Origin of the sequence: Mycobacterium sp. ELW1 (assembly GCF_008329905.1) — a bacterium.
Lineage (GTDB): Bacteria > Actinomycetota > Actinomycetes > Mycobacteriales > Mycobacteriaceae > Mycobacterium.
Genome location: NZ_CP032155.1, coordinates 1,706,076 through 1,724,252 on the forward strand (window position 1 = coordinate 1,706,076; position 18,177 = coordinate 1,724,252).

General features: G+C 66.4%; 18 protein-coding genes. 11 read left to right on the forward strand and 7 right to left on the reverse strand.

The annotated features are described in order from the left end of the window. From cysD to D3H54_RS08070, 7 genes are all read left to right on the forward strand, one after another. Window positions 1-930 (forward strand): sulfate adenylyltransferase subunit CysD, encoded by a 930-nt coding sequence (gene cysD / locus D3H54_RS08040; protein ID WP_149378599.1) that lies wholly within the window; start codon window positions 1-3, stop codon window positions 928-930. Beyond that, complete coding sequence (gene cysC / locus D3H54_RS08045) at window positions 930-2,780, forward strand: adenylyl-sulfate kinase (protein WP_149378600.1); 1,851 nt, start codon at window positions 930-932, stop codon at window positions 2,778-2,780. Before cysD ends, cysC begins: the two co-directional genes overlap by 1 nt. Continuing rightward, window positions 2,777-3,505, forward strand: a complete 729-nt coding sequence (locus tag D3H54_RS08050; protein WP_149378601.1) for a 3'(2'),5'-bisphosphate nucleotidase CysQ — start codon at window positions 2,777-2,779, stop codon at window positions 3,503-3,505. Before cysC ends, D3H54_RS08050 begins: the two co-directional genes overlap by 4 nt. 9 nt (window positions 3,506-3,514) lie before the next feature. After that, window positions 3,515-4,114, forward strand: a complete 600-nt coding sequence (locus D3H54_RS08055; RefSeq protein WP_149378602.1) for an isochorismatase family protein — start codon at window positions 3,515-3,517, stop codon at window positions 4,112-4,114. A gap of 195 nt (window positions 4,115-4,309) precedes the next feature. Next, a complete protein-coding gene (locus D3H54_RS08060) occupies window positions 4,310-5,623 on the forward strand; it encodes a hypothetical protein (RefSeq protein WP_149378603.1) in 1,314 nt (437 codons plus the stop codon). A gap of 224 nt (window positions 5,624-5,847) precedes the next feature. Beyond that, window positions 5,848-6,960, forward strand: coding sequence for a hypothetical protein (locus tag D3H54_RS08065; protein ID WP_149378604.1), 1,113 nt, complete (start codon window positions 5,848-5,850; stop codon window positions 6,958-6,960). A 36-nt stretch (window positions 6,961-6,996) separates the two neighbouring features. Next, window positions 6,997-7,470 (forward strand): Rrf2 family transcriptional regulator, encoded by a 474-nt coding sequence (locus D3H54_RS08070; protein ID WP_149378605.1) that lies wholly within the window; start codon window positions 6,997-6,999, stop codon window positions 7,468-7,470. Here the strand turns inward: D3H54_RS08070 and D3H54_RS08075 are convergent. Continuing rightward, the gene (locus D3H54_RS08075; protein ID WP_149378606.1) at window positions 7,467-7,859 is read right to left on the reverse strand and encodes a VOC family protein; all 393 of its coding nucleotides are present in this window, start codon (window positions 7,857-7,859) and stop codon (window positions 7,467-7,469) included. The two genes, D3H54_RS08070 and D3H54_RS08075, sit on opposite strands and share 4 nt — an antisense overlap. A gap of 92 nt (window positions 7,860-7,951) precedes the next feature. On the opposite strand from D3H54_RS08075, the gene D3H54_RS08080 reads away from it, so the two are divergent. Further along, window positions 7,952-9,076, forward strand: a complete 1,125-nt coding sequence (locus tag D3H54_RS08080; protein WP_286199166.1) for a TDT family transporter — start codon at window positions 7,952-7,954, stop codon at window positions 9,074-9,076. Between the two features lie 84 nt (window positions 9,077-9,160). Here D3H54_RS08080 and D3H54_RS08085 read toward each other — a convergent pair whose 3' ends face one another. Both D3H54_RS08085 and D3H54_RS08090 read right to left on the reverse strand, forming a co-directional pair. Then, window positions 9,161-10,210 (reverse strand): cupin domain-containing protein, encoded by a 1,050-nt coding sequence (locus D3H54_RS08085; RefSeq protein WP_149378608.1) that lies wholly within the window; start codon window positions 10,208-10,210, stop codon window positions 9,161-9,163. Between the two features lie 73 nt (window positions 10,211-10,283). After that, on the reverse strand, window positions 10,284-10,697 hold the full coding sequence (locus tag D3H54_RS08090) for a VOC family protein (protein WP_149378609.1): 414 nt from the start codon (window positions 10,695-10,697) through the stop codon (window positions 10,284-10,286). Between the two features lie 98 nt (window positions 10,698-10,795). On the opposite strand from D3H54_RS08090, the gene D3H54_RS08095 reads away from it, so the two are divergent. Genes D3H54_RS08095 through D3H54_RS08105 form a run of 3 tightly spaced genes read left to right on the forward strand, consistent with a single transcriptional unit; the run spans window position 10,796 to window position 13,569 of the window. Beyond that, window positions 10,796-11,698, forward strand: coding sequence for an LLM class flavin-dependent oxidoreductase (locus tag D3H54_RS08095; protein WP_149383410.1), 903 nt, complete (start codon window positions 10,796-10,798; stop codon window positions 11,696-11,698). A 19-nt stretch (window positions 11,699-11,717) separates the two neighbouring features. Then, complete coding sequence (locus D3H54_RS08100) at window positions 11,718-12,887, forward strand: lactate 2-monooxygenase (RefSeq protein WP_149378610.1); 1,170 nt, start codon at window positions 11,718-11,720, stop codon at window positions 12,885-12,887. Between the two features lie 4 nt (window positions 12,888-12,891). Further along, window positions 12,892-13,569 carry a pyridoxamine 5'-phosphate oxidase family protein gene (locus tag D3H54_RS08105; protein WP_149378611.1) on the forward strand — a complete coding sequence of 226 codons (678 nt, stop codon included), beginning with the start codon at window positions 12,892-12,894 and terminating at the stop codon, window positions 13,567-13,569. Here D3H54_RS08105 and D3H54_RS08110 read toward each other — a convergent pair. From D3H54_RS08110 to D3H54_RS08125, 4 genes are all read right to left on the reverse strand, one after another. Continuing rightward, entirely contained in the window at window positions 13,514-14,944 is a 1,431-nt protein-coding gene (locus D3H54_RS08110; protein ID WP_286199167.1) for an MFS transporter, read from the reverse strand. The two genes, D3H54_RS08105 and D3H54_RS08110, sit on opposite strands and share 56 nt — an antisense overlap. A gap of 216 nt (window positions 14,945-15,160) precedes the next feature. Then, a complete protein-coding gene (locus tag D3H54_RS08115) occupies window positions 15,161-15,388 on the reverse strand; it encodes a hypothetical protein (protein WP_149378612.1) in 228 nt (75 codons plus the stop codon). A gap of 74 nt (window positions 15,389-15,462) precedes the next feature. Beyond that, window positions 15,463-16,797 (reverse strand): APC family permease, encoded by a 1,335-nt coding sequence (locus D3H54_RS08120; RefSeq protein ID WP_149378613.1) that lies wholly within the window; start codon window positions 16,795-16,797, stop codon window positions 15,463-15,465. A 42-nt stretch (window positions 16,798-16,839) separates the two neighbouring features. Continuing rightward, window positions 16,840-18,162 (reverse strand): flavin monoamine oxidase family protein, encoded by a 1,323-nt coding sequence (locus D3H54_RS08125; protein ID WP_149378614.1) that lies wholly within the window; start codon window positions 18,160-18,162, stop codon window positions 16,840-16,842. Between the last annotated feature and the right edge of the window lie 15 nt (window positions 18,163-18,177).

Here is an 18,177-nt window from a genome sequence, read left to right on the forward strand (position 1 = left end):
ATGGCGAGTCCGGTGGTCGAACGCCCCAAGCCGGGGCAGTACGAGCTGAGCCACCTTCGGTCCCTGGAGGCCGAGGCAATTCACATCATTCGCGAGGTCGCGGCCGAGTTCGAACGGCCCGTGCTGCTGTTCTCCGGCGGTAAGGACTCGATCGTGATGCTGCACCTGGCGATCAAGGCGTTCGCGCCGGGCCGGCTGCCGTTCCCGGTGATGCACGTCGATACCGGTCACAACTTCGAGGAAGTGATCGCCACCCGCGACGATTTGGTGGAGCGGTACGGCCTGCGCCTGGTGGTGGCCAGTGTCGAGGAGGACATCGAGGCAGGCCGGGTGGTCGACAACGGGCCATCGCGCAACCCGCTGCAGACCGTCACGCTGCTGCGCGGCATTCGGGAGAACAAGTTCGACGCCGCCTTCGGCGGTGCCCGCCGCGACGAGGAGAAGGCCCGGGCCAAGGAGCGGGTGTTCAGTTTCCGCGACGAGTTCGGCCAGTGGGATCCCAAGGCGCAGCGTCCCGAGCTGTGGAACCTCTACAACGGGCGTCACCGCAAGGGCGAGCACATCCGCGTCTTCCCGTTGTCCAACTGGACCGAGTACGACATCTGGGCCTACATCGGTGCCGAGGAGATCACCCTGCCGGGCATCTACTACGCCCACCCCAGGCAGGTCTTCCAGCGTGACGGGATGCTCCTGGCCGTCCACGAGTTTTTGCAGCCCACGCCCGACGAACCGGTCTTCGAGACCTCGGTGCGGTTCCGCACGGTAGGCGACGTGACCTGCACCGGCTGCGTGGAGTCCACCGCCTCCACCGTCGAGGAAGTGATCGCCGAGACCGCGGTGTCGCGTCTCACCGAACGTGGCGCCACCCGCGCCGACGACCGTATTTCCGAAGCCGGCATGGAAGACCGCAAGCGCGAGGGGTATTTCTGATGAGCACTCTGTTGAGGATTGCCACCGCCGGCTCCGTAGATGACGGCAAGTCGACCCTGATCGGCCGCTTGCTCTACGACTCCAAAGCCGTGATGGAAGACCAGCTCGCCGCTGTCGAGCGGACGTCGCGTGAGCGTGGCAATGACTACACCGACCTCGCACTGGTCACTGATGGCCTGCGCTCCGAGCGCGAGCAAGGCATCACCATCGACGTCGCCTACCGCTATTTCGCCACGGCGAAGCGGAAATTCATCATCGCCGACACCCCTGGCCATATTCAGTACACCCGCAACATGGTTACCGGAACCTCGACCGCGCAACTGGTGATCGTGCTCGTCGACGCGCGGCACGGCCTGCTCGAGCAGTCCCGCAGGCACGCGTTCCTGGCCTCTCTGCTGGGCGTTCAACACGTCGTGCTGGCGGTCAACAAGATGGATCTCATCGATTGGGACCGTGAGCGTTTCGAATGGATCCGCGAGGAGTTCCACGCCTTCGCCGCCCGCCTCGACATCCACGATGTCACCACCATCCCGATGTCGGCGCTCAAGGGCGACAACGTGGTGACGAAGTCGGACAAGGCGCCCTGGTATGACGGTCCGCCGCTGCTGAGCCACCTTGAAGAGGTCTACATCGCCGGCGACCGCAACCTGGTCGACGTGCGCTTCCCGGTGCAGTATGTGATCCGGCCGCAGACCGTCGAGCACGCCGACCATCGCAGCTACGCGGGCACGATCGCCGGCGGTGTGATGCGCCCCGGGGACGAGATCGTCGTATTGCCGAGCGGAAAAACCAGTCGTATCACGACAATCGACGGCCCGACCGGACCTGTCGAGGAGGCGTTCCCGCCGATGGCGGTGTCGATCAGTCTTGCCGACGACATCGACATCTCCCGCGGAGACCTGCTGGCCCGCCCGCAGAACCAGCCGGTGGCCACCCGGGAATTCGACGCCACGGTCTGCTGGATGGCCGACGAGTCGTCGCTGGAGCCCGGACGCGACTACATCATCAAGCACACCACCCGCACCACGCGGGCACGCGTCGGTGCGCTGGACTATCGCCTGGACGTCAACACCCTGCACCGCGACAAGAGCGCAACGGCGTTGAAGCTCAACGAACTCGGCCGGGTCACCCTGCGCACCCAGGTGCCGCTGTTGCTCGACGAGTACTCCCGCAACGCCGCGACGGGATCGTTCATCCTGATCGATCCCGACACCAACGTGACGGTGGCCGCGGGCATGGTCCGCGACACCGCGCCGACGGCCGCTCGCAGCGCGTCGCCGAACACGGTGCGCCACCAGTCGCTGGTGGACTCCGGTGACCGGCTGACGAAGGGGCGCACCCTGTGGTTCACCGGTCTCTCCGGCTCGGGGAAGTCCTCGGTGGCGGTGCTGGTGGAGCAGAAGCTGCTCGAACATGGTTGCCCCGCTTATATTCTCGACGGTGACAATCTGCGCCACGGGCTCAACGCCGACCTCGGTTTCTCGATGGCGGATCGGGCCGAGAACCTGCGCCGGTTGGCCCACATCGCCACGCTTATGGCCGATGCCGGCCTGACGATCCTGGTACCCGCGATCAGCCCGCTGGAAGAACACCGGGAGCTGGCCCGCAAGGTGCACGCCGACCAGGGGGTGGAGTTCTACGAGATCTTCGTCGACACTCCGCTGGAAGACTGTGAGCGACGGGATCCCAAGGGGCTCTACGCCAAAGCCCGGGCCGGGGAGATCACCCACTTCACCGGAATCGACAGCCCCTATCAGCGGCCGAAGAATCCGGATCTGCGGCTGACCCCCGATCACGAGTGCGACGAGCTGGCCCAACAGGTCATCGATCTGTTGGAGGGTCAGGAGTGAGCGACCACGACCTCGCGGCCGAGCTGGCCACCCAAGCGGGCAAGCTTCTGCTCGACGTTCGCGTCGAGCTGGCCGAGGCCTCGGGTGCGGAGCGAAAAGCTGCGGGTGACAAGCGTTCTCACGACTACCTGATGGAAGCACTGGCTGCGGCACGCCCCGACGACGCGGTGCTGTCGGAAGAGGGGGCCGACGATCCGATCCGGCTGCGCAGCCAACGGGTATGGATCGTCGACCCGCTCGACGGCACGCGCGAGTTCTCCGAACTCGACCGTGACGACTGGGCGGTGCACGTGGCCCTGTGGGAGGACGGCGAGTTGATCGCGGGCGCGGTTGCGCTTCCTGCCCAGGGCGTTACGTTGGCAACCCCTGCGGTGTCGCCGCCCCCGGCGGCGCCGAGCGCTCCGCGGATCGTGGTGTCGCGGACCCGACCTCCGGCGGTGGCGCTGCAGGTGCGCGACGCGTTGCGCGGCGTGCTGGTCGAAATGGGTTCTGCCGGAGCCAAGGTCGCGGCCGTGATTCAGGGCCGCGCTGACGTGTATGTGCATGCGGGCGGCCAATACGAGTGGGATTCGGCGGCCCCGGTGGCCGTCGCCCGAGCCGCCGGGCTGCACACCTCACGTATCGACGGCTCACCGCTGCACTACAACAGGCCCGACCCACTGCTACCCGATGTCGTGGTGTGCCGGCCCGAATTGGCCGAGGCGGTGCTGGCCGCCACGCAGTAGCGTGGCGCCATGACTGAACTCAACACCCTGCGGGCGCTCGCGGGCCTTCCGCTCGATCCGCCGAGTCTGGCCACGTCGACGCTGATCCTGATCGACTGCCAGAACACGTACACCCAGGGCGTGATGGAACTCGAAGGTGTTCAGGCCGCGCTGGACGAGGCGGCGGCGCTGTTGGATCGTGCACGGACTGCGGGCATTCCGGTGATCCACATCCAGCACGACGACGGTCCCGGCTCGCTGTATGACATCAGCGGCGAGAGCGGTGCGATCGTGGCCAGGGTCGCCCCGCGCGACGGGGAACCGGTGGTGGTCAAGAACTACCCCAACTCATTCGTGCACACAGATCTCGAAGAGCGGCTCAAATCGGTCGGCGCCGAGAACCTGATCATCGGCGGATTCATGACGCATATGTGCGTGAATTCGACCGCTCGAGGCGCATTCAACCTCGGCTACGCGCCCACGGTGGTCGCGGCCGCCACAGCCACGAGGTCATTGCCAGGCGTGGACGGTGCGGCCATCCCTGCAGTATCGCTGCACTCCGCGAGTCTTGCCGCTCTCAAGGATTTGTTCGCTGTGGTCGTCACCGATTCGGACGCCATCTCAGACTGAGACCGGCTCTTGGCCCTTTCCTGAGAGATTTGGGCCACGAACCTGAGAGTCGGATCCGGCGACGTCGCGCCTCGACACGCTCGGCTCAGATACGTTTGTGCGCGTTTCTGACGAAACAGAAATTTGCTGAAGCCTGTTAAATCGGGTGTTTCTGCATGTCAAACCCGGTGATGAGCTTCGCTGTGGGGCGCCTGCATGAAATCTGACGTTCTGGTCAGAAAATATTTTCGACAAAATCGTCAATTACCGTTTTCCCTCAGGTTTTTCTCAGGTACCTTCAGCTTTGTCAGTGTTGACCCCAGCCCGGGAGGGATTGAAATGCAAATCTCCATACGCTCACAGCTCATTGCGGGGACCGCTGCCGTTGTCGGCGCCAGCGCGATTGCAATGACGCCAGTAACGCAGGCCAATCTCGCTCTGCCCGACCTTCAGATGCCATCGGTTAGCCAGGTGGCCCTGGCCGGGTTCGACAGCCCGCTATCGGAACTCCTCGGCACGTTCAGCTCCCTCAATCAGTGGGTGCTGAGCGCCGATAACACGACTGCTGGCTATACCGACCTCGGCGGCTTGGTCACCGCCGGCGGCGTCGCCATCGCGAAGGGCGGCTACCAGTTCAACGCGGTCGGTCTGCTTCCGCAGATCATCAACGACCACCTGCCGATCATCAGCCAGCTCGGATACAACGGGGCGGCATCCCTCGGGAGCGCCGCCAACGCCGCGACAACGATCGGGTTGATCGCCAGCGAAGGCCTGTGGAACCTGCCCGGCGCATTCGTGACGGCCACTCAGCAGGCGCTCACAGGTGACATTCCCGGCGCCATCGCGACGTTGCAGTCCGCGATCGTGGGACCGTTCGTGGCCGCCGGCCAGGTCGCCCTCGCCAGCGCGAACTACATGCTGGACAACGCGGTCGCGCGGGGTACCGCCCTGCTCGGTGCTGTTCCGGAGCTGGTCAACCTGGTCGTTCAGAGTTCCATCGGGCAAGCTCAGGTGCTTGCCGGCACGTTCAGCGCCGTCGTGCAGAACGTGATCACCGGCATCACGAACGGCAATGCCGAGGAGGCGTGGAACGCCGCGGTGGACGGCTTCTTCGGACCGCGGGGAATCCCGGGCGCGATCCTCAACCTGACGGTCGGCGCCGGTGTGCAAACGGATGCGGCCACGGTGGTGCCGAGCGTCCGCGGCGTGATCCAAGCGGCCGTCCACGGTATCGCCGACGCGCTGTCGCAGACCGGATCGGCGCCGCCGGTTCCGCCGCCGGCCGCCGCCGCGAAGACCGCATCCCCGTCGGCGTCGGCACTGCGTGTCGCCGCCGTGGAGGAGTCGTCGCCCGCTGCTGACAGCGGTTCCGGCAACGTCAAGTCGGGTAGCGGCAGCGACGCTTCCGCCTCCGATCACTCCAACAACAGCAACGCGAAGAGTTCCAGTGCGGGCAAGTCCGGTGCCAAGAAGGGCGTTGCCGGTTCGAAGCGGCCCGCCAAGGCCTCGGCCAGCAAGTCCGCGGGGTAATCTGCGGGATCGTCGGAGTGCCCCTCCTTTTCAAGATCGTCGAAAAGGAGGGGCACTCTGTTTTCCCCTTCGTCAAATTAAGTGAATTACTCGAATAGCAATTGGGTCTTTCTCTCTAAGTTTCCTCTCAGGTATTCTTAAGGCCGCAATTGGCCTGAGTGCCGGGAGGTGAGCACGCGGTGCGGCGCGGCATTGGTGCGATTTTCACGACTGGAGTAGCCCTCGTGGGCGCGACGGTTGTCGTTGCGAACCCGGTGTCGGCACCCCAGTCCGACGTACGGGTTCCCCCGGTGAAGCTGTCGGCCGACAGCACGGCATCGACCACCGCTCTCGACCGGGCTCTGCTCGAGACCCTGACGCGAGACGCCAGTGGCACGAGCCCGGCGGACCCGCTGAAAAGAGTTGTCGCCGGCGTCGTCACCAATGTCACGATGCTCAGCGGCCGGGCGGTGGACGAAGCCTTCTGGAGCGACGTGCCCGGGACACCGACCCCGATGCGCGCCCCGTCCCCGCAGTTGCCGGTGCCGCCCAAAGCGGTCGCCGATCTGCTCAGCGGTAAGCCGGCCACCGTTCCGTCAGCCAGTGCGTCCCCTGCGGTCATCGAGGATCGCGCCCTGCAGCATGCCGTGACATCGGTCGCCGACTACGTCGGCTATGTCAGCGTTCAGGTCGTCGAGGCCACCGTCGCGGCTGCTCGGATCGCGGTGGCCAAACCGCGGCTGATCGCGGACACGCTGGCTGCGCTCACCGACGGTGACGTCGACGCCGCCATCACCACCGCCCTTCGGGTCGTCGCGGTGCCGGTCGGGCCGCCGTCGAAGATCGTGAAGGCGATCCGTACCGAGGTCCGTCAGCGGCTGACCGAACTGACGGACATCTTGCGGCGGCCCGCGCCATCCCGGCCGAAAGTGACCCCGACGGTGACCCTCTCGGCAGTCGCCGACAGCGTGGCATCGCTGCGCCGCACGCTGGGCCACCGCCGCGGCCTGACCGTCACCGCCAAACCCGGTGCATCCTCGAAGCCGGGAAGTTCCACCGAGTCGGAGACAGCGACCAAGCCCGAGACATCGGCCGAGGGCACCGACGCCGGCACCGTCACCGGTCCCGACACCAAGCCGACGGCCTCCAACGGCGCGACGGATTTGAGCGACGGCAACAAGGCGGTACCGCGCACCAAGGCTTCGCAATCCCCGGTCCAGCAGCGGGTCGACAACTCGGTCACCCAGGTCCGTACCTCGCTGGACCGGTTCGCCGAGACCCTCCGTAAGGCGCTCACGCCCCATCGGGCGCCGCAGCGCACCGGCGCCACACCCGCACCGGCATCAGACGCCTCGTGAGCCTGCTGCCGACCAGGCAGTGGCACAATTCGCGGAATGCGGATGTCAGCGAAGGCGGAATACGCCGTCCGCGCCATGATCCAGCTCGCCTCAGTCGACTCGGGTGTGCTGGTCAAGACCGAGGACCTGGCCAAGGCCCAGGGCATCCCCGCGCAATTCCTGGTCGACATCCTGTCCGGTCTGCGCACCGACCGGCTGGTGCGCAGCCACCGCGGCCGCGACGGTGGTTATGAGCTGGGCCGACCGGCTGCCGACATCAGCATCGCCGACGTGTTGCGCTGCATCGACGGGCCGTTGGCAAGCGTGCGCGACATCGGCTTGGGCGACCTGCCCTACAGCGGGCCCACCGCTGCGCTGACCGATGTGTGGCGGGCGCTGCGCGCCAGCATGCGCTCAGTGCTGGAGGAGACCAGCGTGGCCGATGTCGCCAACGGGCAACTGCCCGCCCACGTCGCCGATCTGGCGCAGGACTACCTGCGGCAGGAGAACCGGCGCGGGCACAACGGTTAGCCCGTGCCCGAGCCGTACGGCCGGGTGATGATCTCCAGGTAGTGGCCCGCCGGGTCGCGGAAATAGACGCCGCGGCCGCCGTCGTTGTGGTTGATCTCGCCGGGGCGAGTGGCGCGGGGATCGGCCCAGTGCGGCAGCTTTCGATCGGAGATCTTGCGGTAGATCGCGTCGAAATCGTCTTCGGACACCAGGAAGGCGTAGTGCTGCGGGTGGATTGGTTCATCGGCAGGCACGTCGGCGAAGTCCAGGCTCAGCCCATGCTCGAGGGTGACGACGAGGAAATGTCCGAACGGCATCGCATCCGGTAGCCCGAACAGCTCGGTCAGGAAGTGGGCGGACCGCTGCTTGTCATGCGCGGCGACGATGGTGTGGTTCAGTTCGATTGCCATTACCCTTGCCAGTCAAGCACTTTGGGCCATCCCGTGCAATGATCGGCGACTTACCTGGTGGCGGCCTTCGGATGCCGTACCGTCTGTTGCTTATGGCAACACCGCAGACCCGGGTCGAAGTCCTGGGCAACATCGGACCCAACTGGTTCGCATCGGTGATGGGTACCGGAATCGTTGCGACCGCGGGTGCGACGCTGCCGATACAGCTCCCCGGACTGCGCGGGTTCGCCGAGGTGGTCTGGGTGATCGCCGCGGCGCTGCTCGTCGTGCTGATCGCGATCGTCGGCCTGCATTGGCTGCGCCATCCCACAGTCGCGCGCACCCATGCCCGCAATCCGCAGATGGCGCACTTCTACGGTGCGGCACCGATGGCGCTACTGACCGTCGGCAGCGGTGCGGTGCTGATCGGCCGAGATCTGATCGGCGAGCGGCTCGCCGTCGACCTGGACTGGGTGCTGTGGACAGCCGGCACGGTGGGCGGGCTGTTCACCGCGGTGAGCATCCCGTTCCTGATGTTCACCCAGCACAACGTCGAACCCGACGCCGCGTTCGGCGGCTGGCTGATGCCGATTGTGCCGCCGATGGTCTCGGCGGCCGCCGGTGCGTTGCTCATTCCCCACATGGCGCCGGGCACCGGTCGCACCACCATGCTGTACGGCTGCTACGCGATGTTCGGACTGTCCCTGGTCGCCGCGTTCATCATCATCACGCTGATCTGGAGCCGCCTGGCTCTCTACGGAACGTCGGGAACCGCGCGGGTTCCGACGCTGTGGATCGTGCTCGGTCCACTCGGTCAATCCATCACCGCCGCAGGGCTTCTCGGCCACGTCGCGGCAACGGCCGTCGAGCCCGAGCTGGCTGAGGACCTGAATGCGTTCGCCGTGATCTTCGGAGTTCCGGTGTGGGGCTTCGCGATGCTCTGGATCGCGCTCGCGGCCTCACTGACGATCCGCACCCTGCGCCGCGGCATGCCGTTCGCCCTGACCTGGTGGAGCCTCACCTTCCCGGTGGGCACCTTCGTCACCGGCACCGCCCAGCTGGCGGTGCACACCAACCTGCCCGCGTTCAAGGTTGCGGCGGTGATCGCCTACGCCGGGTTGCTGAGCACCTGGCTGCTGGTTGCGGTGCGTACCGCGCGGGGCAGCCTGCGCGGCAATCTGCTCAACCCGCCGCCGAGCGCGGGGCCGATCCGCGCCCAGAAGGACCCCGCGCGCTAATCACCTTGCGCCCAAACCGACGTTTCGCCGCGAAAGTTCGAGTAACACGCGGCAAAACGTCGATCTCGGCGGTGCTTCAGCCGCCTAGTCGCGCGGGTCGAGCGGGTTGACCCGGTTGACGATCAGCGGATCGGCCTTGGTGAACGGGAAATTGGGCAGGTCGTCGATGTGGACGTTGAACGTCGCAGCGAGTACTTCACGCGAGTACGCGCTCGCCGACGCCCGATATCCGATATCGCCGGGGGTGGGCTGGTCGAAGAAGATCGCGAAATGCAGATCGGGAGCATCGACCACCTCGATGTGGTGGGGGTATGCGCGAGGGATGAAATACATGTCACCCTGCTCCAGATACCAGGTGTCCAACGTTCCGTCGGGGTCCATGACGGTCATCCGCGAACTTCCCGACGCGACGTAGCCCATCTCCGCGGTGATCGGATGCCAATGCGGTTCGCGCATGCCGTCCTCACGGATCCGAAGTGAGTACATCGACATGTCCTTGAGGGCGGGCCAGAACTGGACCCGGGCCAGGCGTGCCGATCCGACTGCACTGCCGACTGGCGGGCTCTGCGCTTCGACCCCGAATTTGTGCGGATCGTTGAAGTGGGCGGTGCTCGGAACCGACGGATCCCCAACGCGTGCAGCGAGCTTCCGGTCGGTGGTGTCGCGGCGGATCTTCGCGAAGTCGGAGGCCGGCAGGTCGTAGGTGTTACCCAACACCGCGTCGGTCATTGCGCCGAACGCGGCTCCGAGGCCGAAGTCCTCGGGCCGCTCGTGCCGGAACGCAAGGATGAACTCGGCAGGTTCCTCGCCGATGTTCTCGATGTGATGCAACGAACCTGAATCGACATGGAACATCTCGCCAGGACCGATCGTGAACGACGAGAACTGGCTGCCGCTGTCGAGGATCGAGACCAGACAGTTTCCGGTGACGCAGTAGGCCAATTCGTTGGCGTTCGCGTGCCAGTGCGGCGTACGCATCGCACCCGGATTGATCACCAGGCGCTTGATCGAGAGGCCGGACAGGATGGGCAGGTTGTCGGCGGTGACGCGTCGGATCGAACCGAGATCCGATTCTTCGACGATCTCACCGTCGAGCAACGACACCGAATGTTCGCTGCGCTCAAGTCTTGACATCTCTGACTGCACCTCTCATTGGACAAACGTGACGACGTGGCAAGCTCACTGTTCAAGGGCGTTCGGCGGGGCGCTACTTGCGGGCGGTCAGCTCCAGGGCGATGTTGTCGGGGTCGCGGAACTCGAGGATGTAGGCAATGCCGATGTCCTTGATCGGCTCGTGCCCGATGCCGAGGGAATCAAGGTGGGCGGCGGCCTGCTCGAGGGCGTCCAGGCTGGGCAGGGCGAATGCCAGGTGGTCGAGGCCGACCCGGTCCTCGTCGAAGGCGCCGGTGCCGGTGGGCCGCAACCCGATCAGGTTGTCGCCGATGTTGTAGATGACGCCGCCGAACAGGAATGAAAGCTGCTCGCGGGTCGCGGCATCGGCGTTCGCCGGCAATTCGGCGTAGACCGGCCAGCCGAACACGCTGTCGTAGAACCGGCGCGAGGCGTCGATGTCGGTGACGGTCAGCCGCACGTGGGCGACGGCGGAAGTGGGGATCGGCATGTGCTCCATCCTGTCAGTAGGCCGGATGTATGTCAGTAGCTCGGATCGGCGCGGGCGGCCGCCCGCGCCGTGCCAGAATCGCGAGCGTGCAGATTGGCATGACATTGCCGGTGATGGAACCGGACGTTGACGCAGACATCCTCAAGCGCTGGGCGCAAACGATCGACGAGGGGCCGTTCTCCTCGCTGTGTTGGGGGGAGCGGATCGCGTTCGGCAACCCCGATTCCCTGACGCTGTTGGGGGCCCTGGCCGGGTGGACCGAGCGGGTGCCGCTGGTGGCGACTGTCGTCGTACCCCAGCTGCATGATCCGGTGATGCTGGCCAAGGGCCTCGCGACCGGGGACCTGCTGTGCGGCGGGCGTTTGACCGTCGGTCTGGGCGTCGGGGGCCGGCACGAGGACTATCGCGCCGTCGGCGCCGATCCGAAGACCCAGACCATGCGGGACATGGCCGAGCGGGTGGCGATCATGCAGCGGGTGTGGGCGGGGGAGAAGATCACGGAGTCGGTGCTGCCCGTCGGGCCCCGGCCCGCCCGCGAGGGCGGCCCACGGCTGCTGGTCGGCACCACGGGGCCCAAGACTGTGCGTAGTGCCGCGCCGTGGGCGGAGGGCCTGGCCGGCATCTCGATGGACCTCGACCTCGACAAGGAGAACGCGCTGTTCGACGTCGCCCGCGACGCATGGGCCGCCGCGGCCAAGCCCAAACCCCATCTGGCGACGTCGTTTTGGTTCGCGCTCGGCGAGGGCGACGCGCCCCGCCAGCAGGTCATCGATCATCTGCGTCACTACATGAACTGGATCCCGCGAGAGATCGTCGACGTGATCGCGCCGACCTCCGGCTGGGCCGGTACCGAGGAGGAGCTCGTCGCGGTGCTGCGCGGGTTCGCCGAGATCGGGACCGACGAGGTGCACCTCATCCCGACCAGCAGCGACATCGACCAGGTGCGCCGGGTCGCCGAACTTGTCGATGAGGTTTCCGCCCACACGGGAGTGTCGGCGTAGAACTGCGAGAGGATCACCGATGACCCAGCCGTACGGCAACTACCAGATCGAGATCTACTTCCAGGGCCTGACCGGTACGGTGCCCAGCCTGCCCATGTCATTCGACGAGTTGGAAGCCCGTGCCGCCCAAGCTCTTCCGCCGTCGATATGGTCCTACGTCGCCGGTGGCGCCGGTGACGAGCGCACCCAACGGGTCAATGTCAGCGCCTTCGAACAGTGGGGCCTGATACCGCGCATGCTGGTCGGCGCCACCGAGCGCGATCTGTCGGTCGAGCTGTGGGGACGGCGCTGGCCCGCCCCGGTGTTCATGGCGCCGATCGGGGTGATCGGGCTGTGCACCCAAGACCACCACGGCGACCTCGCTGCCGCGCGGGCTGCCGCCCGCACCGGGGTTCCGATGTGCGTGTCCACGCTGACGATGGATCCGCTGGAGGACGTCGCCGCCGAATTCGGCGACACGCCAGGGCTTTTCCAGCTGTATACCCCGACCGATCGCGAGATGGCGGAGAGCTTCGTGCGCCGCGCCGAAACTGCCGGCTACACCGGAATCGTGGTCACGCTGGACACCTGGGTGCCCGGCTGGCGGCCGCGCGACCTTTCCACCGCCAACTTCCCACAGCTGCGTGGCATGTGCCTGTCCAACTACATCACCGATCCGGTGTTCCGCGCCAAGGTCGACGCCGACATCGACGCCGACCCGCGCAACGCCGTGCTGTCCTGGGTCAGCAACTTCGGAAACTCGCTGACATGGGACGACTTGACCTGGCTGCGATCGTTGACGTCACTGCCGCTGATCCTCAAGGGCATCTGCCATCCCGACGACGCCCGGCGCGCGATAGATGCCGGTGTCGACGGCATCTACTGTTCCAATCACGGCGGCCGGCAAGCCAACGGCGGTGTGCCGGCCATCGACTGCCTTCCCGACGTCGTGGCGGCGGCCGGTGACGTGCCGGTGCTTTTCGACTCCGGGATCCGTTCGGGCGCCGACATCGTCAAGGCCCTGGCGTTGGGCGCCAAGGCTGTTGGCATCGGTCGTCCCTACGCCTACGGTGCGGCGCTGGCCGGCACCGACGGGATCGTGCACGTGCTGCGCTCACTGCTGGCCGAGACCGATCTGATCATGGCCATCGACGGCTACCCGACGCTGGGGGACCTGACCCCCGACGCGCTGCGGGCCGTGCGACAGTAATCCCATGCCGCAACCGTCGACCAGGGTTAGCCGCCTACCGGAGAAGCAGAACATCGAACGTTCGCGACTCGACGAGCTTCTCGATGCCACTCCGCTGGCGACCGTCGCGTTGATCCGCGACGGACACCCGACGATATTCCCGATAGGCTTTGCCCGGATCGGCGATGAACTGGTGATCCACGGATCGACGGGCTCACCCTGGCTGCGTCAGCTCGCCGACGGCGCGACCGCCGCAGTCTCGATCACCGCCCTCGATGGAGTCCTGGTGGCGCGCAGTGGCTTTGAATCGTCCTTCCAATTCCGCAGCGCCACGCTGTTCGGAACATTCGACACGATCGAGGAATCCGACAAGGTCCGCTACCTCGAGACGCTGACCGACACCTTTATCCCGGGCCGGGTGGCGGAGCTTCGCGCGAGTTCACGCAAGGAGCTGGCCGCGACCATGGTGCTGCGAATGGAGATCAGCGGTGACAACTGGTCACTGAAGATCGGCGATGGCTGGCCCGAGGACGGCGAGGACGACGTGGCCGCCGGAGCATGGGCGGGCGTGGTCCCGCTGACATGCGTCTACGGCGAGCCGCGCCGTGCGCCGGACTGCGACAGCGCAACGCCGGTGCCGCCGTCGGTCAGGGCGATGTCTGGTGAGCTGTCGAATCGGCGGGGGCGGCAGTTTCGTCAGTAAATGGTTTCGGGCGGAGGATCAGGCTGAAAACCAGTGCCACAACACCGATTCCGACCGCGATCCAAAACGCATGCTGGAAGGTGGAATCCGTACCTGAGCCGACGATCGGCCCGGCCCAGGCGAACCCCAGTGTGAAGCCCATGCCGTAGCTGGCATTGGCGATGCCGGGCAGCGCCCCGGGTGCCTCGTCGGATGCCTGTAGCACGCCCAGTGAGCTCAGCGGCGTGAGTATCACTGCGGTGCAGGTGAATCCGAAGATCACCATGAGGGCGGCGACTACATACTTGTGGTCGGCGAAAACCGCCGTCAGCGCGACCACGACGATCGTGGCCACGACCCCGGCCCGCAGGACGGTGACGAATCCGATGCGAACCGCCAATCGTCCGATGAACGGTGCGCTGATGACCTGCACGACCGCACCGGGGGTCAGGAACAGTAACGCGGTCGTCGTCGCGTTGAGGCCGAAGCCGGAGTCCGGGTCTTCGGCCATCGCGGGCACGATGAAGCCGAGCACCACCATGAACGACCCCATCACAAGAATGGTGACGACGAGCAGCGGCCACGCCTCGCGGGAACGCATGTGTTTGAGCGCGATGAGTGGATGTTCCACCCGTCTGTCGACCACGACCAAGGCGAGGAATCCCACAACGGCCGCCGTCAGCCAGATCAGTGCGGGCGCCGACACCCACCCCTGGTGCCCGCCGTTGGACAAGAACATGGTGATCCCGCCGACGGTCAGGCCGATGAAAACGGCACCGACCCAGTCCATCCGGCTCTCCGCGCCCGCACCGTCGTCAGCCGGAACCCATTTCCAGACGAAGACGACGGCGATCAGGCCGACAACGAGGATCAGGGCGAATATCGAACGGTAGCCGAATGCGTCGGTCATGATGCCGGCCAGGAATGCGTCGCCGCCGGCCACCCCGCCGTTGATGGACGCCATCACCCCGCAGCACACGCCAAATGTCGCGCCGGACAAGCGTGCTCGAAGAATCAGGAAGGCAAGACCGTACGTGATGTTGGACGTGCCTTGCAGGAACCTGCCGACCACCACGATGGGGAGCGAGGTGCTCAGGCACAACACGGTGCCGATGCACATCACGATCACGATGCCGATCAAGACGCGCTTGCGTCCGATGTAGTCACTCCAGCGGATCAGCACGACGTTGGCGAGCGCCCCCGCCAGATAGAACGGCGTCGACATCGCGACGAACGCACCGGGGCCCAAGGTGTCGTTGATGTCGCGGACGGCCGGCGCCAGCATGGTGGCGTTCAGCGAGAACGACATCAGCGAGAAGACCAGCGCCGCCACCAACAGGACGATCTGCCTGCGAGACAGGGAATCGGTCTCGGCGGAAATGGATGGCTGGCTCACGATGGATGCATCGTAGGTGACGACGTCCGGGCGCGCCGCTGTTCAGCTGGGGTTTTTAGGCCCCAGCAGATTGCGCCAGAATTTCCGGAACCACTCGGGAAAAGCGACGTCCTCGCCCGGGTGTTGCGGCCGCGGCGGTGTCGCCGGCTGGTCGGGCCGATCGGGCTGGGGCGGGATGGGTTCGGTCACGGTGTAGCCCACCGTATCGGAACGGATCTACGCGGACAGCTCATCGGTGGGCTGCGCGGTGATGGCAGCCAACCACTCGGCGCTGACGGTCAGATCGTCGAGCTGGCGGTCGATTCCTTCCACCCGATGGGACAACTCGCGCAGCTGGCGCGCCAGTCCGGCCCGCTCTCTGACCAGCTTGGCCCGTAACCGCTCGACCATCACCAACAGCGACTGAGCCTCCGAGCTCGTGGGTGTTTCGGCGGTCGCGGTCATCGGCGTCTCCTCGGGAGAAAGGAGATATTCCTATACCCCCAGCTCGTGGTCGCTGAACATCGAAATTCGGCGAATCAGGCGGCACTGTCGCTGGTCGCGGCACGGCGGGCGGCGACCAGATGCAAGAGCAGGCCGACCGCGAGCAGGATCGCGCCGAAGAGCCAGACCTTCGCACTCTGCTGGGTGAGCAACAGCAGGCAGGACGCCACGCCCAGCACCGGCACCGGCGTCCACACCCGGAAATGCGAGTGGTTCACGGTGTCGCGGCGCAACACCAGGACGGCGACGTTGGTCGAGATGAAGACGAACAACAGCAGCAGCACAACGGTTTCGGCCAACGTCGACAGCTCGCCGATCGAGGTCAACGCCATCGCCGCGACGGTGGTGGCGACGATCGCCGCCCACGGTGTGCGTCGATTGGGCAGCACTGCGCCCAGTGCACGAGGCAGCAGGCGGTGCTCGGCCATGCCGAAGGTCAGCCGACTCGCCATGATCATCGTGAGCAGCGCACCGTTGGCGACCGCGACGAGCGCGATCAGACTGAACACCTTGTCGGGGATGCCGACGCCCGACGCGGCGACCACCGACAGCAGGGGGCCCGACGATGTCGACAATTCCTCCGACGGCAGGGCGATGGCGCTGGCGAGCCCGACCAGCGTGTACACCACACCCGCCGTGAGCAGCGCCCCGAACAGTGCCCGCGGGTAGACCCGGCTCGGATCACGAATCTCCTCGGCCACGTTGGCCGACGTCTCGAACCCGACGAACGAGTAGTACGCCACAATCGCCGCGCCAAGGATCGCCAGCGCCGGCGACGAGTCCGGCGGGAAGGCGGTCACCCGCGAGACGTCCCCGCCGCCGCGGCTCATCAGGACGGCGACCGCGACCACCACGATGATCAATCCGCTGAGCTCGACGACCGTCATCACGGTGTTGCTCTTGACCGACTCGCTGATACCGCGGGCATTGAGGCAGGCCACCAGCAGCAGGAAGACGAGCGCGGCCGGCACCGCGGGCACGTCGATGAACGTCTTGAGGTAGTCACCGGCGAATGCCAGGGCCAGGCCGGCCGCACTGGTCACGCCCGCCGCGAGCATGCTGAACCCGACGAGGAAAGAGATGGCCGGGCGGTGGAAGGCGCGCTCGGCGAAGACCGCCGCCCCGCCGGCCCGCGGATACTTGGTCACCAGCTCGGCGTAGGAGCCGGCGGTGCACAACGCGAGCAGCATCGCGATCAGCAGCGGTGCCCACAACACCCCGCCGACTTTCTGGGACAGCACACCCATCAACGCGTAGACGCCCGCCCCGAGCACGTCGCCGAGGATGAACAGATAGAGCAGCGGCCCGGTGATCTTGCGTTTCAGCTTGGTGTCTGTGTCGGTGTCGTGCGCCAGCGCGTCGGCAGTCATGGCGTGGGGGATAGCCGCTCGTGGGCAAAAAACACCGACGAACTAGGCGAGGACGCGGTCGGCTTCCCGCAGGCCGCTCAGGTAGGCGCCGTGGACCGTGCCGAACCACTCGGGATCGGTGGCTTCGCCGGCGAACATCAGCCGCCCGCCGACGGGCTCACCGAGAGCGTGCATGTCGTCCGGGCTGGACCCGACGGCGATGAAACTGTACGAGCCGCGTGCATATCGATCGGTTCCCCACTTCGTCACGATGGACCCGGCGGGGTTGGGAGCGTCGATCGCGGTGATCAGTTCCTTCACCGCATCGGAGTCCGACATCGACTCCCGCGACCAGGCGGCCTGCCCGCCGCGCAACCCCACCAGCAATGGTTTGCCGGCGAAGACGAGTCCGTTGACCAGATCGGTGACGGGCTGGTTGTCGCCCACAAGGCCGATCATCGGTGTGGATTCCGGCCAGAACGGCGCGTCGAAAGCCACGACCACCTTGTTCAACAAGCCGAATCCGAGGCGCTTGATGGCGCCCAGCTTGGCGTCGGGCAGCGGCGGGTCGAAGGCGATGGCTCCGGCCTTGAGGACTCCGAGCGGAACGGTGACGATCACCCGGTCCGCGGTGACGGTGCCCTGTGCGGTGTCGATGCGGACCTGATCACCACCGTGCGCAATGCGGGTGACCTCAGTGCCCAGACGGATGTCGAGGCCCTTCGCGAGGTACTGGGACAACTGGGTGTAGCCGCCGGGGAGGATGACGTCGGGCCCCGCGAACTGCCCTTCGCTGCCGAGCCAGCGCAGAGACATCTGAGCCGGGTCGGCCGCGTACTCGCCCGCGATGCGGGAGGTGACGTTCCAGGCGACCAATGGATCGTCGAGGTTGGCGATACCGATCAGTCCGTCGGCCACCGACTCCGTGGCCGAGGCGTCACCGCTGCGGTCGTCGAGTTCGCGGGCGATCCGGTGCCAGTCCTCGGCCGACGCCGCGGCCGCCTCCTTGCCGACGAGCCGGTGATCCTCGAGCAGGACGAAGTCCTCGAAATCGGTCGGCACCGTTGTGGCCCCGACATCCCGGGCTAGCTTGGTGAGGGGGTTGCTCTCGGTGCCGTGTATCCACGACGCGCCGATGTCGATCGGCACCCCGAGCGAGGTGTCGGTCCGCGTGCGGCCGCCGATCCGATCCCGGGCTTCGAGCACCGTCACTCGCAGACCGGCGTCGGTCAGCTTGCGGGCCGCAGCCAGTCCGGAGAATCCGGCGCCGATGACCACGATGTGATCGCGGTCCTTCTCATTCGCGTCGCCGCACGCCGGCAACAGTGGTGTGGCGGCGAGCGCGCCGAAGCCCAACAGGAACCCGCGGCGCCCGACCCCACGCATGGCGGTGACGCTAGA